Source organism: Rhizobium pantanalense (assembly GCF_030182525.1).
Taxonomy (GTDB): domain Bacteria; phylum Pseudomonadota; class Alphaproteobacteria; order Rhizobiales; family Rhizobiaceae; genus Rhizobium.
In genome coordinates this window covers 140,462-157,203 of sequence record NZ_JAQJCH010000004.1, presented here as the reverse complement: position 1 = coordinate 157,203, position 16,742 = coordinate 140,462, and the positions used below count along the sequence as shown (strand labels likewise).

Annotated in this window: 17 protein-coding genes and 1 pseudogene; 15 read left to right on the top strand and 3 right to left on the bottom strand. The window is 59.8% G+C overall.

The genetic code is table 11. The annotated features are described in order from the left end of the window. Positions 1 to 28: 28 nt before the first annotated feature. Positions 29 to 304 (bottom strand): annotated as a pseudogene (locus PH558_RS12465) (transposase); the annotation flags it as partial. Here PH558_RS12465 and PH558_RS12460 point away from each other — a divergent pair. Further along, positions 283 to 519: a DUF736 family protein gene (locus PH558_RS12460; RefSeq protein ID WP_285204648.1), complete on the top strand. Its 237-nt coding sequence runs from the start codon at positions 283 to 285 to the stop codon at positions 517 to 519. The pseudogene PH558_RS12465 and the gene PH558_RS12460 sit on opposite strands and share 22 nt — an antisense overlap. 84 nt (positions 520 to 603) lie before the next feature. On the opposite strand, the gene PH558_RS12455 is transcribed toward PH558_RS12460, so the two are convergent. Further along, positions 604 to 831 carry a hypothetical protein gene (locus tag PH558_RS12455; RefSeq protein WP_285177481.1) on the bottom strand — a complete coding sequence of 76 codons (228 nt, stop codon included), beginning with the start codon at positions 829 to 831 and terminating at the stop codon, positions 604 to 606. 836 nt (positions 832 to 1,667) lie between these two features. Here PH558_RS12455 and PH558_RS12450 point away from each other — a divergent pair. From PH558_RS12450 to PH558_RS12440, 3 genes are all read left to right on the top strand, one after another. Continuing rightward, positions 1,668 to 2,351, top strand: coding sequence for a YoaK family protein (locus PH558_RS12450; protein ID WP_285204647.1), 684 nt, complete (start codon positions 1,668 to 1,670; stop codon positions 2,349 to 2,351). A gap of 150 nt (positions 2,352 to 2,501) precedes the next feature. Then, positions 2,502 to 3,485 (top strand): UDP-glucose 4-epimerase GalE, encoded by a 984-nt coding sequence (galE, locus tag PH558_RS12445; protein ID WP_285204646.1) that lies wholly within the window; start codon positions 2,502 to 2,504, stop codon positions 3,483 to 3,485. Next, positions 3,463 to 5,031: an alkaline phosphatase family protein gene (locus PH558_RS12440; protein WP_285204645.1), complete on the top strand. Its 1,569-nt coding sequence runs from the start codon at positions 3,463 to 3,465 to the stop codon at positions 5,029 to 5,031. Before galE ends, PH558_RS12440 begins: the two co-directional genes overlap by 23 nt. 6 nt (positions 5,032 to 5,037) lie before the next feature. Here the strand turns inward: PH558_RS12440 and PH558_RS12435 are convergent, their stop codons facing one another. After that, positions 5,038 to 5,544: a DUF1993 domain-containing protein gene (locus tag PH558_RS12435; RefSeq protein ID WP_285204643.1), complete on the bottom strand. Its 507-nt coding sequence runs from the start codon at positions 5,542 to 5,544 to the stop codon at positions 5,038 to 5,040. A gap of 371 nt (positions 5,545 to 5,915) precedes the next feature. On the opposite strand from PH558_RS12435, the gene PH558_RS12430 reads away from it, so the two are divergent. The 11 genes from PH558_RS12430 (at position 5,916) to PH558_RS12380 (ending at position 16,708) form a co-directional block, all read left to right on the top strand. After that, the gene (locus PH558_RS12430) at positions 5,916 to 6,842 is read left to right on the top strand and encodes a sugar ABC transporter substrate-binding protein (protein WP_095433174.1); all 927 of its coding nucleotides are present in this window, start codon (positions 5,916 to 5,918) and stop codon (positions 6,840 to 6,842) included. A gap of 73 nt (positions 6,843 to 6,915) precedes the next feature. Then, positions 6,916 to 8,457, top strand: a complete 1,542-nt coding sequence (locus PH558_RS12425) for a sugar ABC transporter ATP-binding protein (RefSeq protein WP_285204641.1) — start codon at positions 6,916 to 6,918, stop codon at positions 8,455 to 8,457. Between the two features lie 32 nt (positions 8,458 to 8,489). After that, complete coding sequence (locus PH558_RS12420) at positions 8,490 to 9,515, top strand: ABC transporter permease (protein ID WP_095433172.1); 1,026 nt, start codon at positions 8,490 to 8,492, stop codon at positions 9,513 to 9,515. Positions 9,516 to 9,702: 187 nt separating this feature from the next. Then, on the top strand, positions 9,703 to 10,761 hold the full coding sequence (locus PH558_RS12415) for a dipeptidase (RefSeq protein ID WP_285204635.1): 1,059 nt from the start codon (positions 9,703 to 9,705) through the stop codon (positions 10,759 to 10,761). Positions 10,762 to 10,809: 48 nt separating this feature from the next. Beyond that, positions 10,810 to 12,450, top strand: coding sequence for an ABC transporter substrate-binding protein (locus PH558_RS12410; protein WP_285204634.1), 1,641 nt, complete (start codon positions 10,810 to 10,812; stop codon positions 12,448 to 12,450). A gap of 21 nt (positions 12,451 to 12,471) precedes the next feature. Next, complete coding sequence (locus tag PH558_RS12405; protein ID WP_285204631.1) at positions 12,472 to 13,539, top strand: ABC transporter permease; 1,068 nt, start codon at positions 12,472 to 12,474, stop codon at positions 13,537 to 13,539. Continuing rightward, positions 13,536 to 14,462 carry an ABC transporter permease gene (locus PH558_RS12400; protein WP_285204629.1) on the top strand — a complete coding sequence of 309 codons (927 nt, stop codon included), beginning with the start codon at positions 13,536 to 13,538 and terminating at the stop codon, positions 14,460 to 14,462. Before PH558_RS12405 ends, PH558_RS12400 begins: the two co-directional genes overlap by 4 nt. Further along, a complete protein-coding gene (locus PH558_RS12395; protein WP_095433168.1) occupies positions 14,459 to 15,292 on the top strand; it encodes an ABC transporter ATP-binding protein in 834 nt (277 codons plus the stop codon). The genes PH558_RS12400 and PH558_RS12395 overlap by 4 nt, the downstream gene beginning before the upstream one ends. Further along, the gene (locus PH558_RS12390) at positions 15,289 to 16,038 is read left to right on the top strand and encodes an ABC transporter ATP-binding protein (RefSeq protein WP_285204626.1); all 750 of its coding nucleotides are present in this window, start codon (positions 15,289 to 15,291) and stop codon (positions 16,036 to 16,038) included. The genes PH558_RS12395 and PH558_RS12390 overlap by 4 nt, the downstream gene beginning before the upstream one ends. Positions 16,039 to 16,198: 160 nt before the next feature. Next, positions 16,199 to 16,387 (top strand): hypothetical protein, encoded by a 189-nt coding sequence (locus PH558_RS12385; RefSeq protein ID WP_113407967.1) that lies wholly within the window; start codon positions 16,199 to 16,201, stop codon positions 16,385 to 16,387. 162 nt (positions 16,388 to 16,549) lie between these two features. Beyond that, on the top strand, positions 16,550 to 16,708 hold the full coding sequence (locus PH558_RS12380) for a hypothetical protein (RefSeq protein WP_168192538.1): 159 nt from the start codon (positions 16,550 to 16,552) through the stop codon (positions 16,706 to 16,708). Positions 16,709 to 16,742 lie beyond the last annotated feature (34 nt).

Sequence of the window (16,742 nt, the reverse complement as noted above, 5' to 3'; positions counted from 1 at the left end):
ATGAGGCAATTATCGGACATAATTACTCGGCGACAGGCGGTGCGGCTGCGGTCGAAAGGGTGTCGGGGATCGAAAGCTTGCGTGGCCTTCCATGGCCGGCGACCGGAAAGATCAATGCAACATCATGAGGATAAACCTTCAGATGCTTGGGAATACCGACAGCCCAGGTGAGATTGCGTGCACTGAGCCCCTGGCGAAACGCTGCCGACAGACCATAGCCAGCCTCAGCCATCCGATCCTGATCGCTGGTCCAACTCTCGGGCAGGAACAGCCGTAAGCCCAATGGGACGTGAACATCGCCTCGATCGCCTACGATCTCGACATCTCAGGCGAGGTCTTCGAAAGCACCAACGCCAAAGCCCCGTCTATCGCCTCTTCGCCAAGAGCCCACGTGGCAAACACGTCGAGATCGGCGGCATCTGGAAAAAGCAGAATCAGAATGGAGGCGACTATTTCACTCTCTCCGTCAATACTGGCTATGGAAGGCTTAACGCCCACCTTGGTCGCTATCCCGGTTAGGATGACGAAGAGTTGATGGTGGTCATACCCTGGGATGACCACAATGCTCGCAGTGCCCCAGCCGTGGGCCGGGGTGCCGTGTACTCAAGTGCGCTTCGATCCTCGAGCGAGCGCTTGGTTTGCCTTATCAAGGCAGATGGCGGCGCCTGCCAATAATATCGCGCAGGTCGAAGAGAAAATGGTGCCGCGCCAAATGCTATCCATGCCGACATCTAGCTGTAGAAATTGCAGGATAGCGCCGATGAAGAAGAAAATCGCGCAAAACCCCAATATCAGAATCAGGCCGTTCAGCACAAAGTTGATCTGTTTCATGTTGCTCGCTCACCTTCCAAAAAAGGTGCCGGGTAAAACGGCTTCAACAAAATTTAGTAGTTGCTTCCAGCCGGTTTTCCAAGTTCAGACGTCATTCCTCGGTGAATACTCCAACAAGCGAAACAACCCGCCTTCAGCCTGGGGCGAAAGCAGCAATATTCTCGTTATCAGATCGCGTCCTTCCGTCGTCGCGATGTAAGCGATGTGGTCGTCGACCATACAGGCGGCAACATTGGGAGAGCCGCCGACAAATCAGGCTAAAATCCTACTGATCCTGAGCGATTCCACTGAATTAGGATGCGCTGTTACTGCTGCATAACAAAGACATGTAGTCCTTTCAATTAAGAAGAGCGACAGGCAGTTTCCTCTTGCCGATGCCGGTCAGAAGCTTGCGCAGATCGCGGGGGCGCATCAATCATGCCTCTGGCGGTAATTCAGTCGACACACCCCTCCGATCTTTAGCCGCCTGAGCCGGGATGGGCGTGTACGAGCATGAATTACATCGGTGCGCCCGGCGGCTGTGCTGCCGCTAACCGCGCCAAGGTAAAGAGGGCGACAACCGCCGCGGCCCGCGGCCCCCAACCGATAATTTCGAACAGGGAAGCGGGATGCGAGAAAACGACTAGAATAGTGAAGCGTTGCAGCCCAGCATGTTTGGACAGAGAGTCAGTAAAGCACAGCTCTGTTAAGCAAGTCGATGCAACCTTAGTCTGCGGCAGGCCTGCCGTCCGATCGGCGTTACACGGCGATGTTTGGTTTGCCGGCCAAGCAAGCATCTCGACATCAGCAGCTATTCGGCGCGATAAGGTCGGAGACGATAAGCGAACGAGAAAGCGATGAGGCCAAGTCTTCCTACCCTTCTGAGCATCAATGGCGGCTATGTCGACACCGCCGGCTTTCTTGCCCTGCACGGCCTGTTCACGGCGCATGTCACGGGCAATTTTGTCACGCTCGGCGCTTCCCTGGCGCTCGGAACCTCTGGCGCTTTGGCTAAGCTTCTGGCGCTGCCGGTTTTCTGCGTTATTGTCATCCTCGCCCGTCTCATTGGCGGCGATCTTTCGCGCCGCAATCTGCCGACGCTGCAGATCATCCTTACGCTGAAATTGCTGCTACTAGCGTTCGCGGCGATCCTCGCTTTGCACTTTGGCCCGTTTGGCGATGGAGATGGCTGGCAGCCGCTTCTGACAGGGATGACGCTTGTCGCGGCCATGGCAATCCAGACGACAGCGCATCGTATTCACCTCGGCTCGACGCCACCCACAACGATGATGACGGGTACGACAACCCAGATCATGATCGATATCGCCGATCTCCTGCGTGGTGCCTCGTCCGAGGAAAAAGCGGCGATGAAGGCGCGGCTTCGCCGCATGGGCGTCTCGGTTGGCGGCTTTGCCTTGGGTTGCGCGCTGGCGGCGGCGCTTTTTCGGTTTGTCGGCATGGCCTGTTTCCTTCTGCCTCCGGGTTTGGCGCTAGCCGGAATTCTCATGCATACTGGCAAGGCGGAGATGAAGCCGGCTTAGGTTTTCGCCTCGGCCCGTTCTCGATACTACCAATCTTGCTCCTTTCTCCCGCCTTGCAAGTCGGCTACAGCTCTCTAAGTGTACGCGTCGGATCGAACCGGTCCGCCGCGCTTGGAGCGGCAAATCCTTGTGAGTTAAGAAGGGATGGTCATGGCAGGAGAAACGGTGTTTGTGGTCGGCGGAGCCGGATATATCGGTTCGCACACTTGTTTGGATCTGGCGAGCAAGGGGTTCAAGCCTGTCGTCTACGACAATTTCTCCAACGGTCATCGCGAGTTCGTCAAATGGGGTCCCGCCGAGGAAGGCGATATCCGCGATCGGGCGCGCCTCGATGAGGTGCTAGCCAAGCACAAGCCTGCCGCAATCCTGCATTTCGCTGCGCTGATCGAGGTTGGCGAGTCTGTCAAGGATCCCGTCGCCTTCTACGAAAACAACGTCATCGGCACGCTGACCCTGCTGTCCGCAGCTCAGGCTGCCGGTGTGAAGGCTTTCGTCTTCTCCTCGACTTGCGCCACCTATGGCCTGCCGCAGAGCGTGCCGCTGGACGAGAGCCACCAGCAGGTGCCGATCAACCCCTATGGCCGAACGAAATATATCGTCGAGCAGGCGCTGGCCGATTACGACCAGTATAAGGGGCTGCGCTCCGTGGTGCTGCGCTATTTCAACGCCGCCGGCGCCGATTTCGAGGGGCGCATCGGCGAGTGGCATACGCCGGAAACCCATGCGATCCCGCTCGCCATTGATGCGGCGCTCGGAAGGCGCCAGGGCTTCAAGGTGTTCGGCAGCGATTATGATACGCGCGACGGCACCTGCGTGCGCGATTACATCCATGTGCTCGATCTGGCGGATGCCCATGTCCGCGCCGTGGAATATCTGCTTGATGGCGGCGATTCCGTCGCGCTTAACCTCGGCACGGGCACGGGTACGACGGTGAAGGAACTGCTCGGAACCATCGAGACCGTGTCGAACCGGCCGTTCCCGGTCGAATATGTTGGCCGCCGCGAGGGCGATTCAACGACGCTGGTCGCCAACAACGACAAGGCTCGCGATATCCTTGGCTGGTCGCCGCAATATGACCTCACGGAGATCATCCAATCCGCATGGAATTGGCATGCCAAATCCAACCAGCACTGAGCCTTACCCTTCAGCTGGTGTGGCGGGCAAGCGTCCAAACGTTCTTCTGATTTCGGCCGATCAATGGCGGGGAGATTGCCTTTCCGCCGTCGGGCATCAATGCGTGAAGACGCCGAGTGTCGATGCGCTCGCGCGGGAAGGCGTGCTCTTCCGGCGGCATTATGCCGGAACAGCCCCCTGTTCACCGGCGCGCGCGACGCTCTATACCGGTCTTTACCAGATGAACCATCGTGTTTGCCGCAATGGTTCGCCGCTGGATGCCCGTTTCGACAATGTCGCGCTTGCCGCACGCCGGGCCGGCTATGACCCGGCGCTGTTCGGCTATACCGACACGGCGCCCGATCCGCGCAGCCGCGATCCCCATGATCCGCATCTGACGACCTATGAGGGCGTGCTGCCCGGCTTCACGCCGCAGCAGCTTTTGCCCGAGCACGAGAAACAATGGCTTTCCTGGCTGCGGTCGCGCGGCCATGCTGATGCCGTTAGCCGGGATATCCATATTCCCGTCGGCGCCGAGCCGGGCGAGATTTCCAGCAACGCACCCGCCTATTCCAAGGAGGAGACGCAGACAGCCTTTCTGGCGGGCGAGTTCATCCGCTGGCTCGGAGAGCAGGATCAGCCCTGGTTCGCGCATGTTTCTTTCCTGAGGCCGCACCCGCCCTTCTCGGTGCCAGAGCCTTATAATCGCATGTTTTTGGCCGCCGATGGCCCGGCTTTTGCGCGTGCCGCTGATCGCGAGACGGAAATGGCAGCGCATCCGCTGCTCGCCTTCGGCCTGCCGCTGATCGGCAAGGGCGGCTTCATGTATGGCGGCAAAGGCTCCATCAGCGACTGGACGTCACAAGACTTTGCGACAATCCGCGCGATCTATTACGGCATGATTGCCGAGGTCGACGCGCAGCTTGGCCGGATCTGGCAGGCATTGAAGGATGCAGGCGCCTGGGACGATACCGTCATCGTCTTCACCTCGGACCATGCCGAGATGATGGGCGACCACTGGATGCTCGGCAAGGGTGGTTTCTTCGACGGAAGCTATCATGTGCCGCTCGTCGTTCGTGATCCCGGCCAGCTTGCCACACACGGCCGGCAGGTGGAGCATTTCACCAGTGCCGCGGATATTTTCCCGAGCCTGTGCGACCGGCTTGGCATCGCCCCGGAAAATCATGTCGATGGCGAAAGCCTGCTGCCGTTCCTTTCCGGTTCCGAGCCGGAAAACTGGCGCGATGCCGCTTTCTGGGAGTTCGATTTCCGCGATATCGCCGAGGGTGTCCCGGAGCAGCATTTCGGCTTGCGGTCCAATGCCTGCAATCTCGCCGTCATCCGCGACAAGCGCTTCAAATATGTCCATTGCGCCGGGCTGCCGCCGCTGCTCTTCGATCTCGCGAAGGATCCGGCGGAGCTCTCCAATGTTGCCGAAGACAGCGCCTATACGACAATCCGGCTTGCCTATGCTGAAAAGCTGCTTTCCCTTCGCGCGGAGCATTTGGACCAGACGCTCGCCTATACGGAACTGACGGAAAAAGGGCCGGTTTCGCTCCGGCCCTGAATCATCTTAGCCGAGTGCGCCGAGATAGTTCATCTTGCCGACGGACAGCCCGCGGCTGCGCAGAATGTCGTGCGCCGTGGTGACGTGGAAGAAGAAGTTCGGCAGCGCGAATTTCGCCAGATAATCTTCACCTTTGAAGGTAATCTTGTTGCCTCCCGGCGAGATCGTCACTTCCCGCGTCTCGCTTCCTTCCATCGTGGCCGGGGTGATCGTCGCCAGGAAATCCTGCGTTTTCTGCAGACGTTCGCGCAGGTCTGCGACGGTAACTTCATTGTCCTCGAAGCGTGGCGCATCGATGCCGGCAAGGCGGGAAATGGTGAGCTTTGCCGTATCGGAGGCGCGCTGGTACTGGCCGGAGAGCGGCAGCATGTCGTCGATCAGGCGCGCGGAAACGAGTTCCTCCGCCGCAATGCCTTTCTCCGCCGCATAGGCTTCGATCTTGTCGAGATAGGCCGAAAGGTTTTGCAGGCCGCGTTGAAAGATCGGGACCGAGAAACTGTACATCGAGGGCATGCGTGTTCTCCATTGCGGGCCGCGGCGCGGCCGGTTGGTTGGCCGACATTCTATTCCAATCCCATGTCGATGGAATAACCGTTCCGCGGTGTCGGCGCCCGTATGTAGGTTTGATCATCCGATCTTGCAGCGGCAGCGACGAGAAAACTCGGCCTCGCCTGTCCGGCGATGCGCCCAGATTTTGCTGTTGACCTTTGTCCTGAAAAATGGAATGAATATTCCGCATAATGAATTTTACGGTTTGTTTGTTCCGTTTTTCGATGTGGTCGCCATGGGAGTGGCGGCTGAATTGAATAGAGGCCCCGCAGGCGAGACTGGGGGCTCCGGCATTTAGGAGGGGTGTGGCCGGGCACCTTATCTGGGAGGAAAACATGAAGAAATTTATCCTTGGCTCCGCGATGGCTCTTCTGCTGTCGACCGCTGCCCACGCACAAACCATCGGCGTTTCGATGGCTCTGTTCGACGACAATTTTCTGACCGTTCTGCGCAATGGCATGCAGGACTACGCCAAGGACAAGGGCGTGACGCTGCAGGTCGAAGACGCCCAGAATGACATCGCCAAGCAGCAGAGCCAGATCCAGAACTTCATCGCCAGTAAGGTTGATGCCATCATCGTGAACCCGGTCGATACCGACGCGACGGCTGCGATTTCCAAGCTTGCCGCCGATGCCAAGATCCCGCTCGTCTACGTCAACCGCGAGCCGGCAAACGTCGACAGCCTTCCGGATCAGCAGGCCTTCGTTGCTTCCAACGAGCAGGAATCCGGTACGCTGGAAGCCAAGGAAGTCTGCCGCTTGCTGGGTGGCAAGGGCAAGGCCGTCATCATGATGGGCGAGCTTTCGAACCAAGCTGCCCGCATGCGTACCAAGGACGTCCATGATGTCGTGGCGACCGACGAGTGCAAGGGCATCCAGATCGTTCAGGAGCAGACCGCCAACTGGCAGCGCACCCAGGGCGCCGACCTGATGACCAACTGGCTCTCCAGCGGCATCGAATTCGATGCCGTCATCTCCAACAACGACGAAATGGCGATCGGCGCCATCCAGGCGCTGAAGGCCGCCGGCAAGCCGCTGGACAAGATCATCGTCGCCGGCGTCGATGCCACGCAGGATGCGCTTGCCGCCATGCAGGCCGGCGACCTGAAGGTCACCGTGTTCCAGGATGCTGCAGGCCAGGGCAAGGGTGCGGTGGACGCCGCACTCAAGCTTGCCAAGGGCGATAAGATCGAGAAGAAGGTCTACATCCCCTTCCAGCTCGTCACGCCGGCCAACGTCAAGGACTTCGTCAAGAAGAACTGAGGACGAAAACGATCGACGGATGCGGGCTCAAAAGCCCGCATCCTTTAAAATCCGATCTGCCCGGGAGGGAAAAATGGTTGTGAGCCCATCCACCATGGCGGCGGTGCGCGCCAGCGGCGTTGTCCCCAATGCCGCCTATCTGCTGAGCGCCGAAGGCATCCGCAAGGAATTTCCCGGCGTGCTCGCCCTCGATGACGTTTCCTTCCGTCTGAAGCGTGGAACGGTGCATGCGCTGATGGGCGAAAACGGTGCGGGCAAATCGACGCTGATGAAGATCCTTGCCGGCATCTATATTCCCGATCAGGGCGAGGTACGCCTCAAGGGCGTCGAAATCCGGCTAAAGTCACCGCTCGACGCACTGGAAAACGGCATCGCCATGATTCATCAGGAATTGAACCTGATGCCCTTCATGACGGTTTCGGAGAATATATGGATCCGCCGCGAGCCCAAGAACCGTTTTGGCCTCGTCGACCATGCGGAGATGAGCCGCAAGACCGAGGAGCTCTTCCAGCGCCTCAACATTTCCATCGATCCTGAAATCCAGGTGCGCGAGCTTTCCGTCGCGAGCCGGCAGATGGTCGAGATCGCCAAGGCGGTCTCCTATAATTCCGACGTGCTGATCATGGATGAGCCGACCTCGGCGCTCACCGAGCGCGAGGTGGAGCACCTCTTCCAGATCATCCGCGATCTGCGCTCCCAGGGCATTGGCATCGTCTACATCACCCACAAGATGAACGAGCTGTTCGAGATCGCCGATGAATTCTCGGTGTTCCGCGACGGCAAATATATCGGCACGCACGCCTCCACCGACGTGACCCGCGACGATATCATCCGCATGATGGTCGGCCGCGAGATCACGCAGATGTTCCCGAAGGAGGAGGTGCCGATCGGCGACACCGTGCTGTCGGTCAAGGATTTGAGCCTCGACGGCGTCTTCTCCAATGTGTCCTTCGACGTCAGGGCCGGCGAAATTCTAGGTGTGGCCGGGCTTGTCGGATCGGGCCGGTCCAATGTCGCGGAGACCATCTTCGGCGTGACGCCGGCCTCGTCCGGCACGATCGAGCTTTTCGGCAAGAAGGCCGAGATTTCCTCGCCGGCAGCCGCGATCCGCCACGGCATGGCCTTCCTGACAGAGGATCGCAAGGATACGGGCTGTCTTCTGATCCTCAGCGTGCTGGAGAACATGCAGGTCGCGGTCTTGCACGACAAGTTCGTACGCGGCGGCTTCGTGCAGGAAGGCGCGATCGAAGAGGCCTGCGAGGAAATGGCCAGGAAGTTGCGCGTCAAGACGCCAAACCTCGACGAACGCATCGAAAATCTGTCCGGCGGCAATCAGCAGAAGGCGCTGATCGGCCGGTGGATGCTCACCAATCCCCGCATTCTGATCCTGGACGAGCCGACGCGCGGCATCGACGTCGGCGCCAAGGCCGAGATCCATCGTCTTGTTACCGAGATGGCACGCAACGGCGTCGCCGTCATCATGATCTCGTCGGAAATGCCCGAGGTGCTCGGCATGAGCGACCGCATCATGGTCATGCATGAAGGACGGGTCACCGGATTCCTGGATCGCGCGGACGCAACTCAAGTGAAGGTGATGGAGCTGGCCGCGCAGTGACGCCGCCAATCATCGCAAGGGAGGACTGAACCATGGTTAGCAAAGTTGCAGAGGCGACCGCCCCGGCAGTCACACGACCAAGACGTCGCCGCGTGCCGCCCGAACTCGGCATCTTCCTGGTGCTGATCGGCATCGCGCTCCTCTGCGAGATTCTCGGCTGGATCTTCGTCGGCCAGAGTTTCCTGATGAACCTGCAGCGCCTGAAGATCATGATCCTGCAAGTCTCGGTCATCGGCATCATCTCGGTCGGCGTGACGCAGGTCATCATCACCGGCGGTATCGACCTCTCGTCCGGCTCCGTCGTCGGCCTGACGGCCATGGTCGCCGCGAGCTTTGCCCAGTCGTCGACATGGGCAAGGGCCGTCTATCCCGCGCTGACCGACATGCCCTTCTTCGTGCCGATCGGCATCGGCCTGCTGATCGGTCTTCTTGCCGGCTACATCAACGGGCAGCTGATCACGAAAACGAAGATCCCGCCCTTCATCGCGACGCTCGGCATGATGGTCTCGGCCCGTGGTCTGTCGAAGCTCTATACCAAAGGTCAGCCGATCTCGGGCTTGACTGACCAGTTCAATTTCATCGGGTCGGGAATCTGGCCCGTCGTCGTCTTCCTCATCATCGCCGTCCTCTTCCATGTCGTGCTGCGCTACACGCGCTACGGCAAGTTCACCTATGCGATCGGCGCCAATGTGCAGGCGGCGCGCGTCTCGGGCATCAATGTCGAGGCGCATCTGGTCAAGGTCTATGCAATCGCCGGGCTTCTGGCAGGCCTTGCCGGCATCATCACGGCTGCCCGCGTGCAGACGGCGCAGGCCGGCATGGGTGTCAACTACGAGCTGGATGCGATCGCGGCTGCGGTCATCGGCGGCACGTCGCTGACAGGCGGCGTCGGTCGCATCGCCGGCACGGTGATCGGCACTGTCATCCTCGGTGTCATGATCTCCGGCTTCACCTTCCTCAATGTCGATGCCTATTACCAGGAAATCGCCAAGGGCTTCATCATCGTCGCGGCCGTTGCCATCGACGTCTACCGCCAGAAGAAGCGAGCCAAGCGCTGAAATGCCCGACACATCGTCAGCGTTCTAACATGCTTTCAAGGCGGGGTTTTTACTCCGCCTTTTCCATTTGACGACGCCATTCCATGCAAATGCAAATTTTTTTCATTTGGGTATGGCGAATCCTGTCAGCTTTTCTATTCTGGCCGCTTTCCATTCGCTCACCCGAGCGCTTCATCCGGGATAGACAATGCAAGCCGTATTCGATGGTCACAACGACGTTCTCCTGAGGCTCTGGCATCACGCGCGCGACGGCGCCGACCCGATCGCTGAATTCCGGGACGGAACGTCGAGCGGTCACATCGATGCGCCGCGGGCCAAGGCTGGCGGTTTGGCCGGCGGGCTCTGCGCCATCTATATTCCGTCGGGCGATCTTGTTTTCGCCGATCCCGATAGCAACGGCCATTATGCTACGCCTTTAGCGGCCCCGCTGGAGCGGGCGCCTTCTCTCGACATCGCGCTGGACATGGCTGCGATCGCGCTGCGGCTCGACCGCGCCGGCGCCTGGAAGCTCTGCCGGTCCACGGCCGAGATTCGCGACTGCATGGAGAAAAGCATTTTCGCTGCCGTCATGCACATGGAAGGCTGCGAAGCGATCGATGCCGATCTCGTCGCACTCGAAACTTTCTATGCCGCCGGCCTGCGCTCGCTCGGCCCCGTCTGGAGCCGCAACAACGTCTTTGCCCATGGCGTGCCCTTCGCCTATCCGAGTTCTCCGGATACCGGACCTGGCCTCACCGAGGCCGGCTTCGCGCTGGTGCGCGCCTGCAACCAGCTCGGCATCCTCGTCGATCTCGCCCACATCACCGAAAAAGGCTTCTGGGATGTGGCGAAGACTTCAGACCAGCCGCTCGTCGCGAGCCATTCTAATGCCCATGCGCTGACGCCTGTCGCACGCAATCTCACCGACAAGCAGCTCGACGCCATCAAGGAGAGCCACGGCATCGTCGGCCTCAACTATGCGACGGCGATGCTGCGCGACGATGCGCGCTCGGATGCCGACACGCCGATCGAGGCGATGGTTCGGCATGTCGATCATCTCGTCGGGCGTCTCGGCATCGATTGCGTCGGCCTCGGATCGGATTTCGACGGTGCGACGATTCCGGCCGAGATCGGCGATGCCGCAGGCAACCAGAAGCTGATTGAAGCCCTTCGCAACGCTGGATATGGTGAGGCCGATCTTGCAAAGCTGTGCAGGGAGAACTGGCTTCGCGTCCTGGCGTCCGCCTGGAAGGAAGGCAGCCGGTAAAGTGCGTGCCGATATTGCGTAAAGTTTGTTAAGAGGGGAATGAAAACAATGATGATGACCAAGATGAACCGCGGTTTGCGCACCTTGTCTGCCGGTGTGGCTCTCTCGCTTCTGCTGATGGCGGCGCCGAACGCATATGCTGCGACGCCCAAGGACACGCTGGTCGAGGGTTTTGCCTTCGACGACATTCTGAGCATGGACCCAGCCGAAGCCTATGAACTGTCGGCTGCCGAAATCACCGGCAACACTTATAGCCTGCTCGTCCGCCTCGACATCGACGATACGTCCAAGATCAAGGGTGACCTTGCCGAGAGCTGGTCGGTTTCCGACGATCACCTGACCTATACGTTCAAGCTGAAGCCCGGCCTGAAGTTCGCGTCCGGCAACCCGATCACGGCCGAAGACGTTGCATGGTCCTTCGAGCGCGTCGTCAAGCTCAACAAGAGCCCCGCCTTCATTCTCACCCAGTTCGGTCTGACCGGCGACAATGTGACGGAGAAGGCCAAGGCGACCGATGCGAACACCTTCACCTTCACTGTCGACAAGCCCTATGCGCCGAGCTTCGTGCTGAACTGCCTGACGGCGACCGTTGCCGAAGTGGTCGACAAGAAGCTGGTTCTGCAGCATGTAAAGCCTGCAACACCGACCGCCGACTACAAATACGACAACGATTTCGGCAACAGCTGGCTGAAGACCGGCTTTGCCGGTTCCGGTCCGTTCAAGCTGCGTGAATGGCGCGCCAACGAGGCCGTTGTGCTGGAGCGCAACGACAATTACTACGGCGAAAAGGCGAAGCTGAACCGCGTCATCTATCGCTTCATGAAGGAAAGCTCGGCACAGCGTCTGGCGCTTGAAAACGGCGATATCGATATCGCCCGTAACCTGTCTCCGACTGACCTTCAGGCTGTCGAGAAGAACGCGCAGCTTGCTTCGACCAGCGCGCCGAAGGGCACCATCTACTATATGAGCCTCAACCAGAAGAACGCCAATCTCGCCAAGCCGGAAGTGCAGCAGGCGTTCAAGTATCTGGTCGACTACGATGCCATCGGCAAGACGCTGATCAAGGGCATCGGCGAAATCCACCAGACCTTCGAACCGAAGGGCATGCTCGGCTCGCTGGATGAAAACCCGTTCAAGCTCGATGTCGCCAAGGCTAAGGAGTTGCTGGCCAAGGCAGGCCTGCCCAATGGTTTCTCGATCACCATGGACGTGCGCAGCATCGAGCCGGATACGGGCATCGCGACTGCGATCCAGCAGACGCTCGGCCAGGCCGGCATCAAGGTGGAGATCATCCCCGGTGACGGAAAGCAGAAGCTGACGAAGTATCGTGCCCGCAACCACGATATCTACTTCGGCAACTGGGGCCCGGATTATTGGGACCCCCATTCCAACGCCGATACCTTCACCACCAACGACGACAATTCCGATACCAGCAGCAACAAAACGCTGGTCTGGCGCAACACGTGGACCACTCCCGAACTGGAGAAGCTCGCCAAGGCTGCACTCTTTGAAGGCGATGCGGCCAAGCGTGGCGCCATGTATCAGGACATCCAGAAGAAATTCCTGGAAGCAAGCCCCTTCATCATCCTCTATCAGCAGACGGAAGTCGCCGGCTATCGCAAGGACGTGAAGGACTTCAAGCTTGGTCCGAGCTTCGACAACAACTTCGTCTGGCCGATCTCCAAGTGATGATCCGGCAGGACTAGGTCTTTGAGCACCGTCGAACGGAAAATGCAGGTGCGGCCCAAAAAGGGCCGTGCCGCTCCCTTTTTCATGGGGCTGCTGCGATTCCTCGTCGTGGCCGTCACCACCTATCTCGGCCTTCTGGCCGTCACCTTTTTCATCGGGCGCGTCATACCGATCGATCCGGCGCTGGCGATCGCCGGCGATCACGCGCCACAGCAGATACTGGAGCGCCTACGGCGCGAGATGCATCTCGATGAGCCGCTTTATCTGCAGTTCTATTATTATCTCGTGAGCGCTCTCAGCGGTGATTTTGGGACGTCGGTTCTGACGACCAATCCGGTCATGGATGACATCAGGCGCGTCTTCCCCGCGACGATGGAGCTCGCGACGGTCGGCACGATCATTGGCGCCATCTTCGGGGTTCCCTTTGGCGTGCTTGCCGCGGTGCGCCGTAACAGCTTCATCGACCAGATCGTCCGCGTCATCGGCCTCGTCGGCTATTCCGTGCCAGTCTTCTGGCTGGCCATGGTCTCGCTCGTCATCTTCTATGCGAAGCTGAACTGGGTCGCCTATCCTGGTCGCATCGACATCGCCTATGAATATACCTTCACGCCGATCACGGGCTTTTTCCTGCTTGATAGCGCGCTGCAGGGGCAATGGGACGTCTTCTGGGACGTGTTCCGCCACATCATCCTACCGGCGTCGCTGCTCGGCTATTTCTCGCTTGCCTATATCAGCCGCATGACCCGTAGCTTCATGCTGAACGAACTTGGCCAGGAATATATCGTCGCGGCCCGCGCCAAGGGCCTGTCCGAGACGCGGGTAATCTGGGGCCATGCGCTGCGCAGCGCCGCCGTGCCCTTGATCACGGTGATCGCGCTTTCTTATGCCGGGCTGCTCGAAGGATCCGTGCTGACGGAGATCGTCTTCTCCTGGCCGGGCATCGGCTTTTATATCACCAGTTCGCTGCGCAATGCCGACATGAATGCCGTTCTTGGCGGCACGATCGTCGTCGGCACGGTGTTCATCGGCATCAATCTGATTTCCGATCTCCTGTATCGGACGCTTGACCCAAGGACCCGACGTAAATGACTGTCGAGACCACTCAACCCAGCCTGCGGGACTGGCTGCTCTCCGACCGGCCGCAGTCGCGCCGGCAGGCGAGGCTAGGGCGCGCCTACGTCACCTGGCGGCAGTTTTCTGCCAATCGCCTGGCCGTCATCGGGCTGCTGATCATCATCGCGCTCGTGCTGGTGGCGGCACTTGCCGATGTCATCGCCCCGCATTCGCCCGTCATTGGCGATCTGACGAATGCCTATCTGAAGCCCCCCGGTACGCCGGGCTATCTTCTCGGCACCGACGATCTCGGCCGTGATATCCTTTCGCGTCTGATCTACGGGTCGCGCTGGACACTTTATATCGTCGTCCTGGTCGCGATCATCTCGGCGCCGATCGGGCTCATCATCGGCATGGTATCGGGCTATCTGGGCGGCTGGGTCGACACGATCTTGATGCGTATCACCGATATCTTCCTTGCCTTTCCGAAGCTGGTGCTGGCGCTTGCCTTCGCCGGCGCGCTCGGCGCCGGCATCGAGAACGCCGTCATCGCTATCGCCATCACCTCGTGGCCGCCCTATGCGCGCCTGGCGCGCGCCGAAACGATGACAGTGCGGCGTTCGGACTACATCGCCGCCGTGCAGCTCATGGGCGCTTCGCCGCTGCGTATCATCTTTCGTCATGTCATGCCGCTCTGCATCTCCTCGGTGATCGTCCGCGTTACGCTCGACATGGCCGGCGTGATCCTGACGGCGGCCGGTCTTGGTTTCCTGGGGCTCGGCGCGCAGCCGCCGCTGCCGGAATGGGGCGTCATGATCGCAAGCGGCTTCAAATACTATCTCGATCAATGGTGGGTGGCGGCCATGCCCGGCATCGCGATCCTCATCGTCAGCCTCGGCTTCAACCTGCTCGGCGATGGCCTGCGCGATGCGCTCGATCCGAAGGAGAGCGGGCAATGACGACACTTTTGACCGTGGAGAACCTGAGGGTTCGCTATCCGACCCGTACCGGCGTCATCGATGCCGTGCGCGGCGTATCGTTCACGCTCGGCCGCGAGCGGCTCGGCATTGTCGGCGAGAGCGGTTCCGGTAAATCACAGACCGGCCGCGCCATCATGGGGCTGACGCCGCCGCATGGCATCGTTACCGCCGACAAGCTTGACTTCAGCGGCATCGACCTCCTGTCGATTTCGGCTAGGGAACGCCGGTCGCTGCGCGGCAAGCGCATCGCCATGGTGCTGCAGGATCCGAAATATTCGCTCGACCCGGTCATGACCATCGGGAAGCAGATCACCGAGACGCTGCGCACACACGAGAAGATCAGCAAGGCCGAGGCGCGGGACCGTGCCATGGCCATGCTGGAAGCCGTGCAGATCCGCGATCCAGGCCGTGTCTATGACCTGCATCCGCATGAAGTCTCGGGCGGCATGGGCCAGCGCGTCATGATCGCCATGATGCTGATCGCCGGGCCGGAGTTGCTGATTGCCGATGAGCCGACCTCGGCGCTCGACGTTACCGTTCAGCTCGATGTGCTCAAGATTATGGACAAGCTCGTGTCGGAGCGCGGCATGGGGCTGATTTTCGTCTCGCACGACCTGCGGCTGGTCTCGTCCTTCTGCGACCGCGTGATCGTCATGTATGCAGGTAAGGTGGTGGAAGAACTCAAAGCTTCCGAATTGAACAATGCCCAGCATCCCTATACGCGCGGCCTGCTGAACTGCATGCCTGTTATCGGCGAAAACAGGCATCCGTTGCCCGTGCTCGACCGCAAGCCGGAGTGGGCGGCATGACGACAGCACTCGCAGTTGATAGCCTCAGCGTCGTCTATGATGGCTATTATGCGCTCGATGCCGTCGGCATCAAAGTGAACGAGGGCGAATCCTTCGGTCTGGTCGGCGAGTCCGGCTCCGGCAAATCGACGCTGCTGCGCGCCGTTGCCGGCCTTGCGCCCATCACCGACGGCAAGATCCAGGTCGGCGGCGAACAGCTGAAGGGCGCCAGGCGCAGCAAGACCTTCTATCGCCAGGTGCAGATGGTGTTTCAGGACCCCTACGGTTCCCTGCATCCGCGCCAGACGATCGACCGGCTGCTGCTGGAGCCTTTGTCGATTCATGGGATCGGCGACACGGAGACCCGGATCGCCAAGGCGCTAGATGAAGTCGGTCTCGGAAAGGGCTTCCGCTTCCGCTACCCGCACCAGCTCTCCGGTGGCCAGCGCCAGCGCGTTGCGATTGCGCGCGCGCTGATCGTCGAACCGTCGATCCTGCTGCTCGACGAGCCGACTTCGGCGCTTGATGCCTCGGTGCAGGCCGAGGTGCTGAACCTGCTCGAGCAGGTGCGCAGGGACCGCCATCTGACCTTCGTGATGGTGAGCCACGATCTCGGCGTCATCACCCATATGTGCGAGCGTCTGGCCGTCATGCGCAACGGCGCGGTCGTCGAGAGGCTGACCGCGAAGGAACTGGCAGCCGGCGACGTGAAGGAAGATTACACGCGCAATCTGATGATCGCCAGCAAGGGGTTCGTCCGCGCCTGAGCGGGCGGCTTTTGCCTCAGCGGCGCGTTAACGAATGAGCCGCTTAAACACGACCAATCGTATAGACTATTGACACCTGCCGCAATTCTGTCATGATCTCGTTAATGGCAGTTAACTTTCGTGATCCCGACAAGGGGTCAGACGTTAAGTGGAGGCAGGCATGTTTTTCATGGGTGGCATGACCATGGGCTATCTTCATCCGCCAGCTCCGGCGAAACGGGAAGGTGCACGGTCCGCTACTCTTTCTGACGAAAACTGCCGCCGCCAGGCCGGACCTGCCGAAGAGCAGGTGGCCGATACCAGCGCCATCGAGCGCAGTTTGATTTGGGCCCGCCGCATTCTCTGCTGATTAGGCGCTGCCGATCTTTCGGGTCCTCGACTTCAGATGGTTTAATTTTTCTCGGCTCGCATTCTGGACGGAAATTCATCTCTACCTAATTGATAGGAAATGTATGAATATCCCTCCTGGGCTTGGCCTGAGAGACATATAAGAAACGAACGGAGGCAACACATGGCGAATTTGGGTATTTCGAATACGCATGTGAATCAGTTCGATGGTTCCAAGCGCGCCGCCAAGACGCGGCAGAAGATTCAAACAGCGATTCACGTCGTCCTGTTTTCGGCTGCATTCCTGTTCGTTGCGGCTATCGTTTGCGGCATCGTCGTCTAAGGCGATGTTTGGGCGGGTGGCGGTTTTGTTCCTC

Bases quoted from the DNA above. Each gene is read 5' to 3' on its own strand.
- PH558_RS12460 (WP_285204648.1), top strand. From the start codon at position 283: ATGGGACGTGAACATCGCCTCGATCGCCTACGATCTCGACATCTCAGG.
- PH558_RS12455 (WP_285177481.1), bottom strand. From the start codon at position 831: ATGAAACAGATCAACTTTGTGCTGAACGGCCTGATTCTGATATTGGGG.
- PH558_RS12450 (WP_285204647.1), top strand. From the start codon at position 1,668: ATGAGGCCAAGTCTTCCTACCCTTCTGAGCATCAATGGCGGCTATGTC.
- galE (WP_285204646.1), top strand. From the start codon at position 2,502: ATGGCAGGAGAAACGGTGTTTGTGGTCGGCGGAGCCGGATATATCGGT.
- PH558_RS12440 (WP_285204645.1), top strand. From the start codon at position 3,463: ATGCCAAATCCAACCAGCACTGAGCCTTACCCTTCAGCTGGTGTGGCG.
- PH558_RS12435 (WP_285204643.1), bottom strand. From the start codon at position 5,544: ATGCCCTCGATGTACAGTTTCTCGGTCCCGATCTTTCAACGCGGCCTG.
- PH558_RS12430 (WP_095433174.1), top strand. From the start codon at position 5,916: ATGAAGAAATTTATCCTTGGCTCCGCGATGGCTCTTCTGCTGTCGACC.
- PH558_RS12425 (WP_285204641.1), top strand. From the start codon at position 6,916: ATGGTTGTGAGCCCATCCACCATGGCGGCGGTGCGCGCCAGCGGCGTT.
- PH558_RS12420 (WP_095433172.1), top strand. From the start codon at position 8,490: ATGGTTAGCAAAGTTGCAGAGGCGACCGCCCCGGCAGTCACACGACCA.
- PH558_RS12415 (WP_285204635.1), top strand. From the start codon at position 9,703: ATGCAAGCCGTATTCGATGGTCACAACGACGTTCTCCTGAGGCTCTGG.
- PH558_RS12410 (WP_285204634.1), top strand. From the start codon at position 10,810: ATGATGATGACCAAGATGAACCGCGGTTTGCGCACCTTGTCTGCCGGT.
- PH558_RS12400 (WP_285204629.1), top strand. From the start codon at position 13,536: ATGACTGTCGAGACCACTCAACCCAGCCTGCGGGACTGGCTGCTCTCC.
- PH558_RS12395 (WP_095433168.1), top strand. From the start codon at position 14,459: ATGACGACACTTTTGACCGTGGAGAACCTGAGGGTTCGCTATCCGACC.
- PH558_RS12390 (WP_285204626.1), top strand. From the start codon at position 15,289: ATGACGACAGCACTCGCAGTTGATAGCCTCAGCGTCGTCTATGATGGC.
- PH558_RS12385 (WP_113407967.1), top strand. From the start codon at position 16,199: ATGTTTTTCATGGGTGGCATGACCATGGGCTATCTTCATCCGCCAGCT.
- PH558_RS12380 (WP_168192538.1), top strand. From the start codon at position 16,550: ATGGCGAATTTGGGTATTTCGAATACGCATGTGAATCAGTTCGATGGT.